The 19643-nt window shown below is 40.1% G+C and carries 17 protein-coding genes and 1 pseudogene; 10 read left to right on the plus strand and 8 right to left on the minus strand.

From position 1 onward, the window contains the following. Positions 1–259: 259 nt before the first annotated feature. Positions 260–877 carry a hypothetical protein gene (locus CRI9333_RS05525; protein WP_157462273.1) on the plus strand — a complete coding sequence of 206 codons (618 nt, stop codon included), beginning with the start codon at positions 260–262 and terminating at the stop codon, positions 875–877. Positions 878–914: 37 nt separating this feature from the next. Continuing rightward, positions 915–1106, plus strand: a pseudogene (locus CRI9333_RS05530) (mechanosensitive ion channel family protein); the annotation flags it as partial. A 20-nt stretch (positions 1107–1126) separates the two neighbouring features. Here CRI9333_RS05530 and CRI9333_RS05535 read toward each other — a convergent pair. The 4 genes from CRI9333_RS05535 to CRI9333_RS05550 all read right to left on the minus strand — a co-directional run bounded on the left by CRI9333_RS05535 (position 1127) and on the right by CRI9333_RS05550 (position 6045). After that, positions 1127–2689, minus strand: coding sequence for a PRC-barrel domain-containing protein (locus tag CRI9333_RS05535; RefSeq protein ID WP_015202176.1), 1563 nt, complete (start codon positions 2687–2689; stop codon positions 1127–1129). A gap of 594 nt (positions 2690–3283) precedes the next feature. After that, positions 3284–4150: a hypothetical protein gene (locus CRI9333_RS05540; protein ID WP_015202177.1), complete on the minus strand. Its 867-nt coding sequence runs from the start codon at positions 4148–4150 to the stop codon at positions 3284–3286. Positions 4151–4304: 154 nt separating this feature from the next. Next, on the minus strand, positions 4305–4910 hold the full coding sequence (locus tag CRI9333_RS05545; RefSeq protein WP_015202178.1) for a DUF1517 domain-containing protein: 606 nt from the start codon (positions 4908–4910) through the stop codon (positions 4305–4307). A gap of 64 nt (positions 4911–4974) precedes the next feature. Further along, positions 4975–6045 (minus strand): YheT family hydrolase, encoded by a 1071-nt coding sequence (locus tag CRI9333_RS05550; RefSeq protein WP_015202179.1) that lies wholly within the window; start codon positions 6043–6045, stop codon positions 4975–4977. A gap of 230 nt (positions 6046–6275) precedes the next feature. Between CRI9333_RS05550 and CRI9333_RS05555 the strand changes: the two genes are divergently transcribed. Then, complete coding sequence (locus CRI9333_RS05555; RefSeq protein WP_015202180.1) at positions 6276–7022, plus strand: response regulator transcription factor; 747 nt, start codon at positions 6276–6278, stop codon at positions 7020–7022. Between the two features lie 186 nt (positions 7023–7208). Here CRI9333_RS05555 and chlP read toward each other — a convergent pair whose 3' ends face one another. After that, positions 7209–8429 (minus strand): geranylgeranyl reductase, encoded by a 1221-nt coding sequence (gene chlP, locus CRI9333_RS05560; protein ID WP_015202181.1) that lies wholly within the window; start codon positions 8427–8429, stop codon positions 7209–7211. Between the two features lie 382 nt (positions 8430–8811). Between chlP and CRI9333_RS05565 the strand changes: the two genes are divergently transcribed. The 4 genes from CRI9333_RS05565 to CRI9333_RS05580 all read left to right on the plus strand — a co-directional run bounded on the left by CRI9333_RS05565 (position 8812) and on the right by CRI9333_RS05580 (position 13389). After that, positions 8812–9828 (plus strand): sulfate/molybdate ABC transporter ATP-binding protein, encoded by a 1017-nt coding sequence (locus tag CRI9333_RS05565; RefSeq protein ID WP_015202182.1) that lies wholly within the window; start codon positions 8812–8814, stop codon positions 9826–9828. Positions 9829–10097: 269 nt separating this feature from the next. Beyond that, the gene (locus CRI9333_RS05570; RefSeq protein ID WP_015202183.1) at positions 10098–11741 is read left to right on the plus strand and encodes an ABC transporter substrate-binding protein; all 1644 of its coding nucleotides are present in this window, start codon (positions 10098–10100) and stop codon (positions 11739–11741) included. A 185-nt stretch (positions 11742–11926) separates the two neighbouring features. Next, complete coding sequence (locus CRI9333_RS05575; protein ID WP_015202184.1) at positions 11927–12208, plus strand: antibiotic biosynthesis monooxygenase; 282 nt, start codon at positions 11927–11929, stop codon at positions 12206–12208. Positions 12209–12363: 155 nt separating this feature from the next. Continuing rightward, positions 12364–13389, plus strand: a complete 1026-nt coding sequence (locus CRI9333_RS05580) for an ABC transporter permease (RefSeq protein WP_015202185.1) — start codon at positions 12364–12366, stop codon at positions 13387–13389. Positions 13390–13453: 64 nt separating this feature from the next. Here CRI9333_RS05580 and CRI9333_RS05585 read toward each other — a convergent pair whose 3' ends face one another. From CRI9333_RS05585 to CRI9333_RS05595, 3 genes are all read right to left on the minus strand, one after another. Beyond that, positions 13454–13819 carry a response regulator transcription factor gene (locus CRI9333_RS05585; RefSeq protein ID WP_015202186.1) on the minus strand — a complete coding sequence of 122 codons (366 nt, stop codon included), beginning with the start codon at positions 13817–13819 and terminating at the stop codon, positions 13454–13456. Between the two features lie 613 nt (positions 13820–14432). Continuing rightward, positions 14433–14744, minus strand: coding sequence for a WGxxGxxG family protein (locus CRI9333_RS05590; RefSeq protein WP_015202187.1), 312 nt, complete (start codon positions 14742–14744; stop codon positions 14433–14435). Positions 14745–15031: 287 nt separating this feature from the next. Then, complete coding sequence (locus CRI9333_RS05595; RefSeq protein WP_015202188.1) at positions 15032–16249, minus strand: tetratricopeptide repeat protein; 1218 nt, start codon at positions 16247–16249, stop codon at positions 15032–15034. Between the two features lie 67 nt (positions 16250–16316). Between CRI9333_RS05595 and CRI9333_RS05600 the strand changes: the two genes are divergently transcribed. The 3 genes from CRI9333_RS05600 (at position 16317) to CRI9333_RS05610 (ending at position 19618) form a co-directional block, all read left to right on the plus strand. Continuing rightward, positions 16317–17567, plus strand: coding sequence for an esterase-like activity of phytase family protein (locus CRI9333_RS05600; protein WP_015202189.1), 1251 nt, complete (start codon positions 16317–16319; stop codon positions 17565–17567). 60 nt (positions 17568–17627) lie between these two features. After that, positions 17628–18218, plus strand: a complete 591-nt coding sequence (locus CRI9333_RS05605; protein ID WP_015202190.1) for a chromophore lyase CpcT/CpeT — start codon at positions 17628–17630, stop codon at positions 18216–18218. Positions 18219–18460: 242 nt separating this feature from the next. Beyond that, complete coding sequence (locus CRI9333_RS05610; RefSeq protein WP_015202191.1) at positions 18461–19618, plus strand: NAD-dependent epimerase/dehydratase family protein; 1158 nt, start codon at positions 18461–18463, stop codon at positions 19616–19618. The last annotated feature ends 25 nt before the right edge of the window (positions 19619–19643 follow it).

The following is a 19643-nucleotide window of genomic DNA, read 5'->3' on the forward strand; positions in this document are numbered from 1 at the left end:
AGTTCACCTACTACCGAGGCTAGAAATTATTGACTCGACTTCCATCTTTCTCAGGTAAGAGTTAATTGTATGCTATAGCTGATTTTTCTGGTTCACTACTCTCGGCAAATATTGATATTCCATTAGGCAGAAGTAATTATTTTAATAATTCTTTATTGTAGACATCACAGACAGCTTGTTCTATTTGGGAACAAAATTACTGCTAAATATAATTGAAAAATTATCGTCTGTACAAAATCAAGAGGAAATTCTTATAGTTATGAAATACAATAAAAGTTTTATGGCATCACGCAAGTTAATCGCTAGAGGCGCAGTTATAGTACTTTTTGCAGGGTTAGTGACCGCTTGTGAAAATCAAACAGCCGAAAAACCAGACGTAATCGTTGTTAACCCTAGTCCAGCTTCACCCGCACCAACGACTCCTGCCCCAGCTACCACTACTACAGCTACACCCACAGCAACTCCAACTACTGCTACTTCTCAAACAACTACCACAACTACAACTACAACTGAACCAATCACAGATGTAACAGTTATTGTTACCGAACCTAGCCCGCAGTCTTTAGTGAATAGAAGAGTAGAATTCACTAATGTCAAAGTGCAAAATGTTAATGGCGATCGCACTTTCTGGGTTGGTCAAAGCAATAATCAAAGATTGTTCGTCGTCCTCGATCCGGCATTAGATAAAGGTAATGCTGAAAATAAAGTAGCCATTAAGGCAGGACAGCTACTTGATACCACAGGAACTATCAAGAAAATGCCAACAGCAGCACAAGCACAAAAGCTATGGGGTTTAACTGCGGCAGAAGCGCAATCAATCCAAAACCAAACTATCTACTTACAAACAGACACAATCAATTTCAAGAAAACCACTTAATCATCCTTGTAGAGACGTTGCATACAACGTCTCTACTGCGTTAGTAATTGATTTGGCTGAGAGTACAGTCAATATTCGCGCCCGTTGGTGGATTAAACCACCACGACGGGCAGATGCCATGATTACGCGAGATAAAGTGTTAACTGCAATTAAGAAAAAGTTAACTGCTAATGGGATTGATCTGCCCTTTCCTACACAGCAGATCTTATTTCGCGATCGCTCCAACAAGAATGGCAACAGTAATTAACATTAATTCACCTGCTGACTGGGTTCGTTTTCTGTCACCGATGCCTTACTTACTAATAATTCCCTCGGTGCTGTCACCAACTCAGTAGAACCATCAATTGATGCCAGTAAAATATCCAGCACACCAGCTTCTCTAGCATATTCAATTGTTTGATGGGTAATCATATCGCCCACATTCAAAATAAAATTGTCCTCATTATCTAGAATCACTCGGTTAACACGCCGTCCCAACGCGGCTTTAATACGCTCCTCCTCCCCAACTCCAGATAATGGTGTTTTAAAACCACCCACTAATCTCCTTAACCGCCCCCATATATCCTGTGTTTCAATTACATTATCCACAGCATTATTACCAAAAGAAGTAGATGCTAATTGTTGATTACCTATGGGGTTGAACTGATCTTTTATACTATTACGGGATAACTTACTATTTGTTAAACCAGCCGCCACGATTAATTCCTGTTCTTTGTGAAAAATTCTTGCTTGCTCAATTACTTTTAGAGTGATAATTTGCCCTTGAGCGCCAATAAAAAAGCCTTCAGCAGTTTGCACAGCTTGCTTTAATCGTCTACCCTTTGTTTGTTCAACCGTATAACTAGAAACAGGCTGTGATTTTATTTCGGCTGAAATTTTTTTGTCTGTTATTTTGGTAAATGCCCGAAGTGGTTGCTCTGCTAGTGGCACTTCCTCTGCTTGTATTAGAGTAGGGCTATCTGAAACTTGACCGCCAGCAGCTAAATATAACTGATTTAAAATACCCCAACGCATCGCCGCCTCTACATCTGAAAGCGTGACTAACTGACCTTGCACAACTAACGGCGTACCATCAGGAGTAATCACCGTTCGATCCACAGTCTTGCCAATCACAAAAGCTTTTTGTTGAGTTGACTCAACATTTAGTTGTAATACTGTAGGAGCTTCTTGAGTTGGTGGTAATAGTTCTAATGTATTAATATTTGATATTGGTGCAAGCTCAGTTGCAGGTAATTCAATCTCACCTATGGTAGAAGATTGAGGTAAACCACGATCAAATAAGGCAGAATTTCTACCCTTAATGTCAACAATTTGTTCTGACATCAAGTCTACAGTTTCAGGGGGAACAAACGCCACATCTATACCTATTCTGAGTGTCTGTGGTGCTGGTACAAATGAACGTCCCGTCTCAGGATGAGCAAACATTCCACCCTCGACTTCATATCCTTCAATTTGACCGTTGCGTTCATCGAAGTATAAATCAATTATTGTACCCAAGAAGCGACCATCTGTGGTCATCACCCTTGTGTCTTTCAGTACATTATTACGTTCTAAAATTTTTTTAACTTCACGTATTTTTTTAGCAGCTACGACTGCAAACTTCCATTTGACAATTACTGCATCCGTCCCAATGGCGTGTACATCTTCTATGGGTATTACCTTAGCGGTATTAAACCAACCACTATCAGATACTAAAAAGGCAAGAATGTAATTACTATTATGGTCAAAAATCACATCGGTAACTTTTTCAATCTGTTTGCCTGTATCGTAGGTGATAATCGGCTTACCGATGATGTCACTTCCTTTCAGCATTTAACTTTTGCCCCTAGATAATCTTTTATTAATACTCAGTTGTATATTGTCTTTTAAATCAACAGTTGTAATTTTTTGATGCGATCGCCATAAATATCCTTTAACAAGTAATTACTTTAGCTTATATATAATGGGATATTTGTTTCAAACAAGTATATTAAGACAATGAGTATGTATAACAGCTTAGAGCATAGCAGAAAAATAATTAGCAGTGAATAATATTTGTGTTAATTTGCGCCCAATTTCCGGTAATAAACATCTTTAATTAATTTCGTAAATATGCTGTTACTTAAATAAACCGTCAGCTATCATCTCAACCGCTTTCATAACTAACCGAGTAAAATAGATCATTTTTACACAATTTTAGTGGGATTCTCTGAGGGGAATCCCACCTCTTGACAAAATTGTTAATTATCCTCATTTTATAAGAAAAAAAAATAAATCCCCCAATTTATGGGGGATTTAGGGGAATCTCTGTGTCATCAAGAGAATAGATTTATCCAGAAATTAAAGGTACGTTGGCTAGAAACCTTGTAGAGACGTACTAGGGTACGTCTTTACATTCATATTTGGAGAGGTCTAATTGATTTAACTTTAACGCCGTCTACCACTACCAAATGAGCGGCTTCTGCTACCACTAGAACGCCCACTACCAAAACCACTTGGGCGACTAACACCACTAGGACGAGATTGATTCGACTGACGTAAAGTGCTAGAACCGTAACCGCCCCCCGTAGAACGAGTACTTTGTTGTGGTACGCGGCGGCTAGTTGTTGGTTGATTGTATGAAGGCGATCTTAAGCGACCACTTGTCCGCAAAACTTCACGATTTCTAACCACTGGTGGTGGTGATTGATAGCGAGTTTGGTAACGCTCAACTGCTTGACCATAGGTATTTCCATAGCCTCCATGACCTACCATCAGCCCACCTGGTTGATAGACAGGCGGCATATAGTATTGAGGTCTAAATAATAAGCTACCTACAGCTTGACCAGCTATTGCTCCAGCAAAAGGAGCCCAAAAGTTAGATTGTTGTCGTACTACAACTGTTTGTGGTTGTCCTGTTTGGGGATCTGTCTTAGTTTCAGTGACGTTGTGGACATACTCAATTTTGAAGTCCTCCGTCAGGTGTAAAACTCCTTTACCATTAGACATCTCCAAAAAGCTTTTTTGCCCAGAAGAAATTTCTTCATCCGTCAGACGAGCCATCTGTAAATCTGTATTGCGATAAACAGGAGGCGCTCCTGATGGGGTGTTGAGCAGCATTAAAGTGTATTCCCCATTAGAGTCATCGTAAGTCGCCTGCTGCACAGGATATTTACCATCACTCAAGGGAGTGGTTTGAGTCGATGTTGTTTTGAAATCACGATTTTGGGATTGTGTTGGGGTAGGAGAACCACACCCTAATGTAGTCAAACACAAAGCCAAAGACATGAGAATTATTGTTAATTTACGCCACATAAACATGGGAAAAATTGTGATAATTACCTGGATAGCATTTTAGCGAATATCTATATAGCTATTCGCGTAATTTATTGATGGGAAATCCATACTTGACTGTTGCCTAATACTCTACTATCAAGCAACAGTCAAGCTGTTCACTTATAACACGCTTTTAAAGCGGAATTAGTTCTGGAAAATTTGTTAAGAGTTGATCGTTGGTCAGTTCATCCCCAAATTGTGCTGGAGAATAATGAACTTGAATTGCTCGTAGTCTTCTTTGATAATGTAAATTAATTAATGCTTTCAGACCAGCTTTGAAGGCAGGGATGTTTGATAAATCAGTTTCCAATTTAGGTTCTTCACCTTCTGCCGCTACCGTAATCATTACAACCAAGTTGCGTGTTATCGGTAAAGATAAAAGCTGGTCTTGCTCGGAACCCGCTTCACTGGAAAAAGGTTCACTCAGGTATCTTTGTGCGGAATCAGTAAATAATTCATTTACATAATCTCCAGCTTCACCCTCCTTCCAGAAAACATCACCTTCATTAGCAGCCGATTGCCAGTAGGTATCGTATTGTAATAAGTTTTCACAAATCTCAACCAGTCCTTCTCCGAGAATGTTTAGATCTCCATCGGATTCGACTGCTTCCCTAGCAGCACGATTGAGAACACCCAATAGAGGAGCAACTTCTGCACCTGCTAAATGGAGAAACAAACGAGCGACTACGAATCGAGTTTTGCCACTAAGCTGATTGAATCGATCGCCCCAAGAACTCATAACTATCCTTAAATGTCAATAATATCAATCATCACAATAGTTTAAATTAAATGCAGTACATTGGTCATCGGTCATTGGTAATCGTTAATTGTCGATCGCACCACTGTAAAATTCGATTCCAAGCCCACCAAGGATCGGGATCTCCAGCAAGTTGTTGGCTACCTTTGCTACTAATATAACCAACATGACCGCCATAACGGGTTAGCAATAAATCTATGTTACGGTTGTCAGCAGCAGCTAATTGCAAGTCTGCCACAATACTTGGGTCAAACATTGGGTCATCGATCGCATATAAAATCAAGGTTGGTTTATTTAAGTGAGGCAAGATGTGTAACCCGCTACTAGCCTCGTAATATGCCTCTACAGATGGAAAACCCAGCCGTTTTATTACCAATTCGTGATCAAAGCCCCAAATACTATTAGCACGTTCAATTGCTGCTGGATCTATTTCTGTTGGGTGATACTCATAAATGCGCCAAGCCAGTTTGATCAATTCTCGTGTAATTGCTTGTTCCAAATGCCTCCCGAAGCGATCGCGCACTAAATAAGACAAAGAACGAGTAGAATCAAGACTCGGACAAATAACCGCCGCACCACCAATATCATCAGAGTGCAACCCTAGCTGATTACCATCTCTTGTTAGTTCGTGAGCAGCTTTAACCGCCCATAGTGCTAATTGTCCACCCAAAGAATACCCCGTAAACCAAAATGGTGCAGGGCAACCCATTGTTTTAGCAACAGAGGCAATGCGAACGAAGTCTTCTCCCTCGTACAACCCATCTGAAGTTAAGCTTGGAGATAATTCTACTGTCTTACCGTGCGCCCTCCAGTCAAATAAAACCACTGCATAACCTTGGGCAAAAGCTTTACGCCCTAGTATCCTGAGAAACCATTGATTATCTAAAGAACCTGTAATTCCATAAGTACCAACAATTGTGCCTTTAGGGTTTTCTGGGATAGCAACAATACCAAAAATCGGCACTCCTCCAGCACCAGTAAAAACTCTCTCCTGGTAAACTGGCTCTTGCTCTAATATAGTTTTTTCCCAGGTACGACTCGCTGATAAAGCCGTGTAAAGAGTCATTGCCATACCGTTGCGGAGAAACAACGGTGGAGTGTATTTAGGATCAGGCATAAATTTTAGATATACAAACAGTAACCACGAGCGCGCGATCGCTCACTCTGGTAAATCATTATTACACCAGCAGAAATAACCCAAGACCGTAACAAAATCAGTAACATTCTTTGCCTATCTTAAGAAAGAATTTATAATCCTTCGTATAATCTGTACAGGAATCTTTATTTTTACATCAAGATTCTTATTTAACTTTTACAAAACTGTACCTTAGCTAAAAGTTTTAACTAATGCCTCGGATACTTGTTATTGATGATGACGCGGCGATCGCAGAATTAGTCGCTATAAATTTGGAAATGGCTGGTTACGATGTTATTCAGGCATCAGACGGTATTAAAGGTCAGGCATTGGCTATGCAAATTGTGCCAGATTTAATTATGCTTGACCTCATGTTGCCCAATGTAGATGGTTTTACCGTTTGCCAGCGTCTACGTCGGGATGAGCGTACAGCCGATATTCCGGTGCTAATGTTAACGGCTTTGGGTCAAACTCAAGATAAAGTAGAAGGTTTTAATGCTGGTGCAGATGATTACCTCACCAAACCCTTTGAAGTTGAAGAAATGTTAGCGCGGGTGCGAGCTTTATTGCGACGAACAGATCGTATCCCCCAAGCAGCTAAACACGCAGAAATTTTAAGTTACGGGTCATTAACCCTTGTACCAGAAAGATTTGAAGCCATTTGGTTTAATCAAACAGTTAAACTCACCCATTTAGAATTTGAGCTTTTGCACTGTTTATTACAGCGACATGGACAGACAGTTTCTCCTAGTGAAATTCTGAGAGAAGTTTGGGGGTACGATCCAGATGATGATATTGAAACTATTCGCGTCCATGTTAGACACTTAAGAACAAAATTAGAACCCGATCCTCGTCACCCTCAATACATCAAGACGGTTTATGGTGCAGGTTACTGCCTAGAGATACCAAGTATACAAAACGCGACAAATGCTGGCTCTTCTGTGATTGAACGCTTTTAAGTTGGTTTGTACATGCAATTCCTTGTAAGTTGATTTTACGCAAGTCAGTGCCAGTTCGATGCGATCGCCTTCAAATAACCTGACATGGAGAATATAAAAATGTAGGTTTAAACAATAACAAAAAGCCGACATTTCGTCGGCTTTAAATTTGAATCAGTAAATCACCTAGTTTTTAAACTAGAAGTACTAAGGAGCTAGTGCATTTCCGCGCAGCAAACTAGCAATTGTCTTAGCAGTAATCTTCATTTGTACTAAGGGATTTGCTGGAACTACCGTTTTATAAAGATAGCTATCGAATGTCAACCTTTGTACGTCGCGGTCAGCACACATTTCTACAAATGCTTCACGGGTAGCATCTGAGCGATAGAAAACACTTTGCAAAATGTCTAACACTTTATATGTCAGACCATACTTTTTATCCCAACGCTTTAAGTAAAGCTTGAGATCGTTTTCTGTAGGAATCTTTTGACCACTTTGGGACACTTCCACAATGGTTTCTGCACACATCCGACCAGATTTAGCCGCAAAGTAAATACCTTCGCCAGAAGACTTGGTAACGTAACCTGCTGCATCTCCTACCAAAGCGACTCTACCAACTACACGGCGGGGTCTGGGATGTTCAGGGATGGGATGAGCTTCTACTTTAATAATCTCGCCACCTGCAAGTTTTTTGGCAGCACGGGCGCGAATACCTGCTTGCAGATTTTTAATATCGGCTTTGTGTACCTTCATAGTACCAGTGCCAACGGCAACGTGGTCGTATTTAGGGAAAACCCAGGCATAGAAGTCTGTGGAGACATCGTTGCCGACGTACATTTCTGCCAAATCGTGGTAGTAAGCCATTTTATCTTCTGGCAGGCGAATTCGCTCTTGGAAAGCGATCGCATAATTATAATCACCAGCGTCAATAGCCTTAGCTACACGAGAATTCGCCCCATCCGCCCCAATAATTAAATCAACTTTCAGGGTTTTAGCTGTTCCTTCCAAGCTGCCATTTGAGTGATCGGCATAGTGGAGGGTATAGGCATCAGTGTTGTTACCGGGAATATCTATTTTATGAACAGTGCCATTGATCAACTTAGCACCTAATTTAGCTGCGCGATCGCGTAGGAAGCCATCCAGCACTTCCCGACGGCACATCCCAATATATTCTTCTTTTTTCTCTATATTTATATCAACTTCAACATTAGATGGCGAGATCATCTTCATTTTTCTCACCTGCCGATCAATAATTTGCGGCGGTAAGTCAAACTCGCTGACCATACACAACGGAATTGCACCGCCACAGGGTTTAGCATTGTCAAGCTTGCGCTCAAACAAGTAAGTTTCAATCCCAGCTTTAGCAAGCGTTTCAGCCGCAGAGGAACCAGCCGGACCTGAGCCAACAACAGCAACCCTTAGTACCAAAGTTCTTCTCCCAATCACTTACGGTTACAAGGTGTGATGTTAACACGGACTTTTGCCTTCGTTGCTATCAGACTTTGTACTTTTGGCATAAATGAAACACAGCTTAACAAATCGCTTAATATTTAAGTCAGCCTGGAGCAACCAGAAATTGCTGTGTAAGTATCAAAGCAATTAAATTATTTACACTATCCGATATATAGAAAAAACTCCATCAATTTAGCTAACCGCGCTTTAAACTACAGTAAATACATCTATTAACCGGAGTTTAGAGTTATGATAACTTGCTAGCTCTCTACCTTAGCAATGAAATCACCATAGCTGAATTCAAACAGGTGTTTGGTCTATTAATGTTAATTAACTAGGAAGTCTTGAGGTAAATATAGTGGGCATTATTGTTGAAAACGTATCTAAGCAGTTTGGTAGTTTTAAGGCTGTTGACGAAGTTAACATCCAAATTGAATCAGGTTCATTGGTAGCTTTGCTTGGACCTTCAGGTTCTGGGAAGTCTACCCTGTTACGATTAATTGCAGGTTTAGAAATGCCCGATACAGGGAAAATCTGGCTGACTGGTAAAGATGCAACCTATCAGAGTGTACAAGAACGCAATATTGGATTTGTGTTTCAGCACTATGCTTTGTTTAAGCACCTGACTGTACGCCAGAATATTGCCTTTGGCTTAGATATTCGCAAGGCATCAAAAGCTAAAATTAAGGGGCGGGTAGAAGAACTGTTAGAGTTAGTACAGTTGGGTGGACTAGGCGATCGCTATCCTTCTCAACTATCTGGAGGTCAAAGACAGCGTGTAGCACTAGCAAGATCCTTAGCAGTTGAACCTCAAGTTTTGCTACTTGATGAACCTTTTGGCGCACTAGATGCGAAAGTTCGCAAAGATTTACGTGCCTGGTTAAGAAGACTTCACGATGAAGTTCATGTCACAACAGTATTTGTTACCCACGATCAGGAAGAGGCAATGGAAGTCTCAGATAAAATCGTGGTAATGAATAAAGGCAAGGTGGAACAAATTGGTACACCAGCAGAAATATACGATCACCCAGCCTCAGCCTTTGTGATGAGTTTTATTGGACCTGTGAACGTTTTGCCCAGTACATCGCATATTTTCCAAGGTAATGGGTTTGAGTCGGCACATCCTGAGATGTATCTGCGCCCCCAGGATGTTTTAATCCAAACCCAGCAAAATGGCACAACTGTACCTGCCACAGTTAGCCGTTTAATTCATTTAGGCTGGGAAGTTCAGGCAGAATTAACCTTAGATGATGGTCAGGTGCTAATGGTGCATTTAACTAGAGAACGTTTTGATGAGTTGAATATAAAAGCACAACAAAGGGTATTTGTCAAACCAAAAGATGCTAAATCTTTTCCACTGTACTATTCAATTTAGCGCGTATACCCTAACTGCGATCGCGAAGCTAGGTTAGGGTAATTAGCAATTAACAATGACCGACTACAATTTTAAGTTTAATTATGCACATCTATTTAAGACCAATCAGTTTTTTATAAAATCTGCCGCTATAATCAATCAATTTTTTGTTAGGGTAATTTGGCGCACATGATCTAAGTTGTATTTGTAGATACCCAAGGGAACATTCTTGTGTATATTTCCTACTTTGTGCTTAAGTTAAGAAGCTATTAACAGGTTGTCCTAAATTTATGAAACGATGGCGTTGGCTAAACGTGCTTACAGTAAATTCGCTCGCTAAATTCCTTGGTTTATTCTCTCTGTGTTTGTTGCTAGTAGTCGGTTGTGATAAGGTAAATACCGCTAAACCCGATAGTACAGGTGGTGGAAGCGGTCGCATCACTATTGGCACAACAGCCAAGCCACGTACAATGGACCCTGCTGATGCTTACGAATTAGCTGCACTCAATGTTATCTACAACATGAGTGATAGCCTCTATACCTATGAAACCGGAACCACTAACCTTAAACCGCAACTAGCTACAGCATTGCCTAAAGTCAGTGCAGACGGTTTAACATACACGATTCCACTGCAAAAAAATGTTGTTTTTCACGATGACACTCCTTTCAACGCTAAAGCAATGGAGTTTTCTCTCAAACGCTTTATCGAAAACAAAGGTAAGCCATCATTTCTCCTATCTGACACAGTTGAATCTGTCAAAGCTACTAAAGAAGATGAATTAACAATCAAGCTCAAAAAGCCGTTTGCAGCATTTCCTTCCTTACTAGCTTTTTCTGGTGCTGTTGCTGTTTCACCCAAAGCTTATCAAATAGGTGCTGGAAAATTTCAACCAAACCAATTTATCGGTACAGGTCCTTACAAATTAGTACAATTTCGCAGTGACTCCATCAAGCTAGATGTGTTTGATAAATACTGGGGAGAAAAACCAGTTAATAAGGGCATTGATATTCAGGTATATACTAGCCCAGCGAATTTGTATAGTGGCTTTAATACTGGTGTAGTTGATGTTACTCACCTCACCCTTGATCCCGACCAAATTAAAAGCTTAAAACAAGGTGCGCCTAACGGCGGTTGGCAAGCTATCGAATCTCAAGGAACAGCAGTTAGTTATTTAGGTCTGAACTTAAAGCAAAAGCCTTTAGATAAGCCAGAAGTCAGACAAGCGATCGCTGCTATGATTGACAGAGCATTACTAAATGAGCGAGTACTTCAAGGTCAGGCAGAACCTCTTTATAGTTTAGTGCCAACTAGCTTTGATGTTTACAAACCTGTATTCAAAGACCAGTACGGTGATGCCAATATTGACAAAGCCAAACAGTTATTGCAACAAGCTGGTTTTTCTCAATCTAATCCAGTCAAGCTAGAAATATGGTATCCCTCTGCTTCAACTACTAGAGGTTTAGTTGCCACCACTCTTAAAGCTTATGCAGATCAAAAATTGGATGGTATGCTGCAATTTGATATCAAAACTGTAGAATCAGCAAGTTTCTTTAAAAATGTTGGTAAGGGTGTCTATCCTACTTTCCTGCTAGATTGGTATCCAGACTTTTTAGATGCTGACAACTACGTGCAGCCTTTTACTGAATGTACTACTGGTTCAGTTGCTAAAGGTTGTGAAGAAGGTGGCAGTCAAACCCAAGGCTCGTTTTACTATAATGAACGGGTTAATACACTGATTGATCAAGAGCGTAAAGAGCTAAAACCAGAAGCCCGCAAAGCTATCTTTGGTGAATTGCAAGAAATACTTGCTAAAGATGTTCCTTACATTCCTCTTTGGCAAACCAAAGACAATATCTTTGCCAAAAAAGGTATTTCAGGCGCAGCTATAAATCCTACCCAAACTTTACCGTTTTGGACAATTAAGAGAAGTTAGGACTAAAAACTTAGAGCCTAGCTAATCAAATTGGCATACGATACCGAAAGTTTCTGTTTATTCACCCGATTTAGGGTGATATACAGAAACTTTCCACCTAATAAATAATTCTGTCACGGTACGCAGTTTAACAGGAGCGTAGGAACGAATCAAAGTACTTGCAAGGCAAAACTTTAAAAAGCAATATGCAATACGTCCTCATCATTCACGAAGTTGAAGATTATGCAGCATGGAAAAAAGTTTTTGACAATGCAACGCAAATCCGAAAGGAAGCCGGAGAAATCAGTTATCAACTGCTCAAGTTTGATACCGATGCCAACAACATCGTGCATTTTTCGCGCTGGAGTTCTCTGCAAAACGCCAAAAATTTCTTCGAGTCCGAGCGATTGGTAGAAATACGCAAAAAAGCTGGTGTCAAAGCGCCTACATTCATCTATTTGGACGAAATCGAAAACGGCATCCTCTAACCTATCGGGTTCATTTTGAAATTTACCCGTTTAAAAAATAAACAGGAGGCTGATATATTAATTAACAATTAACAATTAACCTCTCCTTTTGCGCTGTTGCCTCATCATAGATAACTTCTTTACTCAATCTTAAGTAATCATTCCTAAATATAAAAATGTCTCGTTCCAAAGCACTGCAATATTACATCACCACTCGTCTGCTATTGGCTCCTCTGATGTTATGGACAATCACCACTTTGGTGTTTTTACTGCTCAGAGCAACCCCTGGAGACCTTGTTGATGCCATCTTAGGCGAGCGCGCACCAGAATGGGCAAAGGCTGAATTACGCCAGCAATTGGGGCTAAACAAGCCTCCAATAGAGCAATACTTAAATTATTTAGGAGGTTTACTACGTCTAGATTTAGGTGAGTCTCTCACCAGTCGTGGACAATCGGTATGGGAGATTATTCAGCAATACTTTCCAGCAACGGTCGAGTTAGCCGTTTATAGTTTAGCGATCGCATTTATTGTTGGTGTGGTAATGGGAAGTATTTCTGCATCAAAACCTGGAACTTTTATAGATGCTGCCGGACGTTTGTTTAGCATTATCACCTACTCGTTACCTTTATTCTGGGTAGGAATGCTCGTACAATTAATCTTCTCTGTGCAACTTCGTTGGTTTCCCTTGGGAACTCGTTTTCCCTTGACTTTACCTCCTCCTCAAGGAATCACCGGACTTTACAGCATTGATAGCTTGCTGAGTGGTAATATCGAGCAATTTTTCATTGCTTTACATCATCTGGCATTACCCTGTCTCACTCTAGGCATTCTCTTGAGTGGGGTTTTTGAGCGCATAGTACGGGTGAATTTAAAGCAAACCCTCAAAGCAGATTATGTAGAAGCTGCTAGAGCAAGAGGAATTCCCAACAAAAAAATTCTCCTTGCTCATGCTCTTAAAAACGCTTTGATCCCAGTAATTACTCTCTTAGGGTTACTGCTTGCTTCCTTACTAGGAGGCGCAGTTTTAACAGAAGTTACTTTCTCTTGGCCTGGGTTAGGCAATCGACTATATGAGGCAATTTCCTTACGAGATTATCCTACCGTCCAAGGAATTATTGTATTTTTCGCCCTTATTGTAGTAGTTGCCAGCATTGCAATTGATATTATCAATGCTTATATTGACCCACGTATTCGGTATTAATAAATACCTTACCTAACTGGGTATAATTGCTGTTTTAATTACCCAAGCTGCCAAGTTATTTTCCCTACTTGCGTAGCAGTTGTTTTATTGTTTCCAGCATTTCTACTGGATGAAAAGGTTTGGTAATGTAGGCATCTGCCCCTTGCTTCATTCCCCAGTAACGATCAAAATCTTCGTTTTTTGTGGAACACATGATTACAGGGAGATTTTGCAATTTGGGGTTGCCTTTAATCCAACGGCAAAGTTCATAGCCATTCATCCGAGGCATGATCAGATCTGTAATTACTAAATCTGGAATCATATTTTCAAGTTGTTCTTTTCCTTCTAACCCATCATTTGCGAGAATTACAGTCATTCCGCTCTTTTTAAGGAGTTCTGACACCATCTCTCTGAGCATACCACTATCATCGACAACCAAAATTGTACTCATAAATACCTACCTATAGCTAAATTTATTGCAGGCGATCGCTTATACTAACGCAGTAATGTATGCGTTTTACTTATGCGATCGCTACTTCTCAGGAAGGATGCGCCTAAGTTTTCTACCATCTGTTATTTGAGTTGTTACATCAGAAAAGTAAGCTTACTGACCTAATCATAAATAGATGCCCTAAAAAAGTATCAATGATTCAAAAGCAAAATTAACCATATTTTGAACCTGATTTAGGATTTTAGCTGAACTCAATCAGATGTTGATCGCAGAGATTTTGCCCCTCTAAAAGACAAAAAAATTAAATTTTACTATGAAAGTAAATAATTGCTAGTAGCATAGCGGTTAAGCTGTACTGCATTTAAATTCAACTGTTGATTATTATCAACAGCTTGTAGTATACTCCTACCTATCGTAGCCTTAGCACTTCTTTTATTTTGCTAGCGCGAGCCAAAATTTAAATGCGTTTTAGCCTACTGATTTAGGGGTAGGATTACTGCCGAGTAACATAATTAAATACTACAAAAAGAGCTAAGTATACCTACTCAGCCCTGGCAATTCCAACTCAATTAATGACAATCCGGTTCTATAGTTTGCGGATTAATAATCTACATTAAAGTCTAGTTGTAGTGCCACTTACGGTATCACTTTCAGAGTGATGTGCATGGTGTTCATCTTTGCGGAAGAGATTGGCTAAACCAATCAAACCAAGTAAGCCTAACCATCCCCAGTTATTATGATCATCCTTAGTTTCTTGAAATGGAGTAGTATCCAATGTTGGTTTATTACTGTCTGTAGCGGTAGTATTATTTGGAGTAGTGGTAGTACTATTTTGAGCCGATGCAGGTAAATGAGATGGTAAAAAAGATAAACTTAATGCTATTAAACTAGCCCCAGCAATCTTAGACACATTAGAATTTTTCATTTGATCCTCTTGTTTAAATTATCAAGCAGCTTTTTAACACTCATAAGTGTAGCAAATTGATTCTTAAAAAGAATCAATCCTAAGTTGTAAAGCCTTATTAAGAAAAACTATCTCTCAAGAGATAATCACCTTTATAAAGGTGTAGCCAACTAAATCCACCCTGAAAAACTTTAGCACTCAGATGGCAATACCTGCGAGGTTCAGACACGAAACTTATGTTTTAGGATAGCGTTGGCAGTTTTTCTCCTGAATCAGATTAACCTACATAATGTGCCAAATGGTAGCCATTACGGGGACTTTTGTTGATTCACTCGTTCAATCTGACTAGCAAAATAGTCTTGTTGATATTTTAAAGAATTAGCTAAGTCTAGCCCTTGTTGAAAAGCTGCCTTAGCTTGCTCAAAGTTTCTTTGTGCAAAATAAATTTGACCGATATGGTCATAAGTATTCATCAAACCATAGAAGTCATTAGATTGTTGCTCTACCTCTAAAAGAGTTTGATATATTTGCAAAGCTGCGTCAGGGTGGTTATGGGAGTAATAAAGAGCGCCTAGTTTATCCAATGCTGTACTAGCATCAGCAAATTGTTGTTGTGAGATAGCTAGTTGGTAAGCTTCCTGATAATTTTGGCTAGCTTCATCAGGTTGATTAATGGCTTCATAGTCGGACGCGATCGCCATCTTAACTGCTGGTAATTTATCTACCGTTTGTTGCTGAAGGTAAATCGCAATTAGTTGTTGCTTGATTCTAATACTATTTTCAGGTTGTTTTACCTTGTCGTAAACATTAGCAAGCTGTTGTAAATGTATCAGTTGATTTCTAACATCAACCTGGTTCTGCGATAATTTGAGCAATTTTTCATAATTTTCTGCTGCTTTAGGGTAATCAAACCAATTTAAATACAGTTCAGCAAGAGAACTAAGAGCTTCTACTACTTTAGGTTGATTTTGTTGCTGTTGCGAAGCCGTAAGAATTATTTGATAAACATCTATTGCAGGTGCTATTACTCTTACTTGTTGGTAAGCCTGCCCTAATGATTGCAATAAATCTAAGTTAAGGGGAACTTGAGTTTGCGCTTGCTGTTGAATTGCTTGCAGACGTTGAGTAATCAATTTTACCTCAGCTTTTTGGTTATCTCCCCAAGCAATACCTCCAACTCTACCCAGTGCTGCTAACTCTTCTAATGCTCCCAATTGTTGCCGCAATCTCAGTTCTCGATGCCAAAGATCGTAAGCTGCTAATTTATTACCAGATCTTAATTTTGTAGTTGCTTGATTATTTAATTCATCTAGTGATGCCTTAAATTGTAAAAGTTCTTGCTCATTTAAAGGTTGGTTTTTTGGAAGTAATGGATCAGGTGTTGTGATTTCTAGAGGGTTAGGCGGCGGTTGCGGATTATCTGCTAACACCCTTGAATTGCCACACAATAACAACAAAGCAGTAGCGATCGCTGCTTTAAGGAATTTCAGTCTGCTTGTATGATCTTGCCTATACCACGCTTCCACGTTTACATCCAACCTTTTAGCTGAAACAATATTTTTGATAATTTATAGTTCACACTGAATAATTTTGATGACTGCTAGAGTAAAGCGAGAGTTTCCACTGGTTATTGACGTGATGAACATAAAGCCTTTGATATGGAACAAACTACAACGCGGTGCTTGCTTTTTAGCAACTGCCTTAATAATATTGACCTTAGTGACATCCTGTAGCTTGCCTCAAATTAGCGCACAGGAGCGAGTTTTTAGGAATTTGTCTCTAGAATTTTTAGGAGAGTATCAACTACCAAATAGCCAGTTTAAAGATACTCCTGTAGGGGGATTATCTGGGCTTACCTATGATCGGCAGCGAAATCTTTTTTATGCGATCGCAGATGATCGAAGTCAATTCGCTCCAGCTAGATTTTATACCCTAAAGCTAAGTCTTGATAACTCCAGCAAAGAGAAAATTGGCATTAAGAAAGTAGAAATAGAAAATGTTACCTTTTTACGTGACGCTCAAGGTAATATTTATCCTAAAAACACCAGCGATACTGAAGGTATTGCCATAACTCCCCAGCAAACAGTATTTATATCCAGTGAAGGAGTCGCTGAAAATCGTGTTTTACCCTTTATTAAAGAATTTGCTCTTAATACTGGACGAGAACAGCAAAGTTTAACAATCCCAGAACGCTATATCCCAGATAACTCCGCCGATCAACCTCGAGGTATCCAAAATAACTTAGGTTTTGAAGCACTAACTCTAAATCCTACAGGAACCGTACCTGCTAAAGGAGAACCATTTCGCTTATTTACAGTCACAGAGTCAGCATTGGTACAGGATGAAGATGAAGTAGCATCAACTAACCAAACTGAAACTCCACAAGGAGCTAAATGTCGTTTACTCCATTATTTACTCAGTGATGGAGCGCCAATAATCATCTCAGAACATTTATACCAGTTAGAACCACCTCCCAGTGGAGCCGTAATACACGGTTTACCAGAAATATTAGCCTTAGATCAAGGAGGGCATTTTCTGACCTTAGAACGCTCTTTTGGGCTTTTAGGCTTCAGTGCTAAGATTTTTCAAGCAGCCACAGGTGGAGCAACCGATACATCACGTATTGCCAGCCTTAAAGGTGACTTAAGAAGTATTGAACCAATTAAAAAAAAGTTACTGCTTGACTTGGATCAACTAGGGATTTACTTAGATAATTTAGAAGGAATGGCTTTAGGTCCTCGTTTGCCGGATGGTAGCCAAAGTTTGCTACTGGTGAGTGACAATAATTTTAATGATTCCCAACTCACCCAGTTTCTCCTGTTTCGCCTTAAAAGCGGAAATTGAGCGTAGCTAACATCTCAATTTATCAAGTTAACTTATTCTCCTTAAAAATTTAGAAATCAAATGACGCATTCTACTGATATCGCAACCTTAGCTCGCTGGATGGCAGCAGATTTCAGTAATCAAGCCCAAGCTTTTGAAAATCCTCCGTTTTTCGCGCATATTCGTGTAGCTATGCGCCCCCTACCGCCAGAATTTTTATCTGGGGTGAGTTTGTTTGTGGAACAAGCTTATGATTATACGCTCAATGATCCCTACCGACTCAGAGTTTTAAAGTTAATCGTCGTAGATGATCATATCGAAATCGAAAATTACTCTGTCAACCAAGAGCAACAATTTTACGGCGCATCCCGTAAACCAGAGCTTCTCAAAGCTCTGACAGTGGAACATTTAGAAAAATTACCAGGCTGCAATATGATTGTGGAATGGACAGGTAACAGCTTTAAAGGCTATGTTCAACCTGGGAAAGCTTGCATTGTAGTTCGCAAAGGTCATACGACTTACTTAGATAGCACTTTTGAAATTGACGAACACAAATTTATCAGCCTTGACAGAGGACGCGACCCAGACACCGATGAACATATCTGGGGTTCCTTCGGTGGCCCATTTCACTTTGTCCGTTGGGCAAGTTTCGCTGAGGAAGTAAAAGTTTAACTATTAGATCAAGTCCGGCTAATTAGTGACGATATCTGTAGGGGCGGGTTGCACTGGCTTGCTATGCCGACACACCATTGATATATATAAACCCGCCCCCAACGATAACGATGATTTATGCGTAAGTCCTAAAGCTGATAGCTGACCGCTATGGTAGCAAAAAGCTTCAAGCTAATAGCCCAAAATGTCCCCAAACCTGATACATTTACCGAGTATCGGCAAGCAAAATTTAGTAATCGTGTATGAAAGTCCTGGTTATTGGCGGTGATGGCTATTGCGGTTGGGCAACCGCACTCTACCTGTCCAACAGAGGTTATGAAGTCGGCATTCTAGATAGCCTGGTGCGTCGCCACTGGGATTCAGAACTGTGTGTTGAAACTTTAACGCCGATCGCACCAATTCAGCAACGAATCCAACGCTGGCACGACCTCACAGGCAAATCCATTGACCTGTTCATTGGCGATATCAACAACTACGATTTTCTCAGCAAGGCATTACATCAATTTCAGCCAGAGGCAATTGTCCACTTTGGCGAACAGCGTTCCGCACCGTTTTCGATGATTGACCGAGAACACGCTGTTCTCACTCAGGTTAATAACGTTGTCGGGACGCTGAATATACTTTATGCAATCCAGCAAGACTTCCCAGATTGCCACTTGGTTAAGTTAGGGACGATGGGTGAGTATGGCACTCCCAATATTGATATTGAGGAAGGTTATATCACTATCGAACACAACGGACGTAAAGATACCTTACCTTATCCCAAACAGCCTGGTAGCTTCTATCACCTCAGCAAGGTTCACGACAGCCATAATATCCATTTTGCTTGTAAGGTTTGGGGTTTACGTGCCACTGACCTCAATCAGGGCGTTGTGTATGGCGTGCTGACGGAAGAAACAGGGATGGATGAACTGCTAATTAACCGTCTTGATTACGATGGTGTATTTGGTACAGCCTTAAACCGTTTCTGTATTCAAGCTGCGATTGGTCATCCGTTGACTGTTTATGGTACAGGTGGTCAAACTCGCGCCTTTTTAGATATTCGGGACACTGTACGTTGTGTAGAATTAGCGATCGCTAACCCAGCACAAAAAGGCGAATTCCGCGTATTCAACCAGTTCACCGAGCAATTTAGTGTTGGTGACTTAGCCTTAACAGTTAAAAAAGCTGGTAATGCTTTAGGACTAAATGTAGAAATTAATCATTTAGAAAATCCTAGAGTTGAGAAAGAAGAACATTACTTTAACGCTAAAAACACCAATCTGCTCGATTTAGGTTTACAACCACACTATCTATCAGATTCTCTACTTGACTCACTGCTGAACTTTGCTATGAAGTACCATTACCGAGTTGATCAAAACCAAATTTTACCGAAAGTTTCTTGGCGACCGAAAGTTTAAACAGTAATTATTTAGAGCCTATCGG

Origin of the sequence: Crinalium epipsammum PCC 9333, assembly GCF_000317495.1 — a bacterium.
Taxonomy (GTDB): domain Bacteria; phylum Cyanobacteriota; class Cyanobacteriia; order Cyanobacteriales; family PCC-9333; genus Crinalium; species Crinalium epipsammum.

Coding starts and splice junctions, on each gene's coding strand:
- CRI9333_RS05525 (WP_157462273.1), top strand. CDS start 260: ATGAAATACAATAAAAGTTTTATGGCATCACGCAAGTTAATCGCTAGA.
- CRI9333_RS05535 (WP_015202176.1), bottom strand. CDS start 2,689: ATGCTGAAAGGAAGTGACATCATCGGTAAGCCGATTATCACCTACGAT.
- CRI9333_RS05540 (WP_015202177.1), bottom strand. CDS start 4,150: ATGTGGCGTAAATTAACAATAATTCTCATGTCTTTGGCTTTGTGTTTG.
- CRI9333_RS05545 (WP_015202178.1), bottom strand. CDS start 4,910: ATGAGTTCTTGGGGCGATCGATTCAATCAGCTTAGTGGCAAAACTCGA.
- CRI9333_RS05550 (WP_015202179.1), bottom strand. CDS start 6,045: ATGCCTGATCCTAAATACACTCCACCGTTGTTTCTCCGCAACGGTATG.
- CRI9333_RS05555 (WP_015202180.1), top strand. CDS start 6,276: ATGCCTCGGATACTTGTTATTGATGATGACGCGGCGATCGCAGAATTA.
- CRI9333_RS05570 (WP_015202183.1), top strand. CDS start 10,098: ATGAAACGATGGCGTTGGCTAAACGTGCTTACAGTAAATTCGCTCGCT.
- CRI9333_RS05575 (WP_015202184.1), top strand. CDS start 11,927: ATGCAATACGTCCTCATCATTCACGAAGTTGAAGATTATGCAGCATGG.
- CRI9333_RS05580 (WP_015202185.1), top strand. CDS start 12,364: ATGTCTCGTTCCAAAGCACTGCAATATTACATCACCACTCGTCTGCTA.
- CRI9333_RS05585 (WP_015202186.1), bottom strand. CDS start 13,819: ATGAGTACAATTTTGGTTGTCGATGATAGTGGTATGCTCAGAGAGATG.
- CRI9333_RS05590 (WP_015202187.1), bottom strand. CDS start 14,744: ATGAAAAATTCTAATGTGTCTAAGATTGCTGGGGCTAGTTTAATAGCA.
- CRI9333_RS05600 (WP_015202189.1), top strand. CDS start 16,317: ATGACTGCTAGAGTAAAGCGAGAGTTTCCACTGGTTATTGACGTGATG.
- CRI9333_RS05605 (WP_015202190.1), top strand. CDS start 17,628: ATGACGCATTCTACTGATATCGCAACCTTAGCTCGCTGGATGGCAGCA.
- CRI9333_RS05610 (WP_015202191.1), top strand. CDS start 18,461: ATGAAAGTCCTGGTTATTGGCGGTGATGGCTATTGCGGTTGGGCAACC.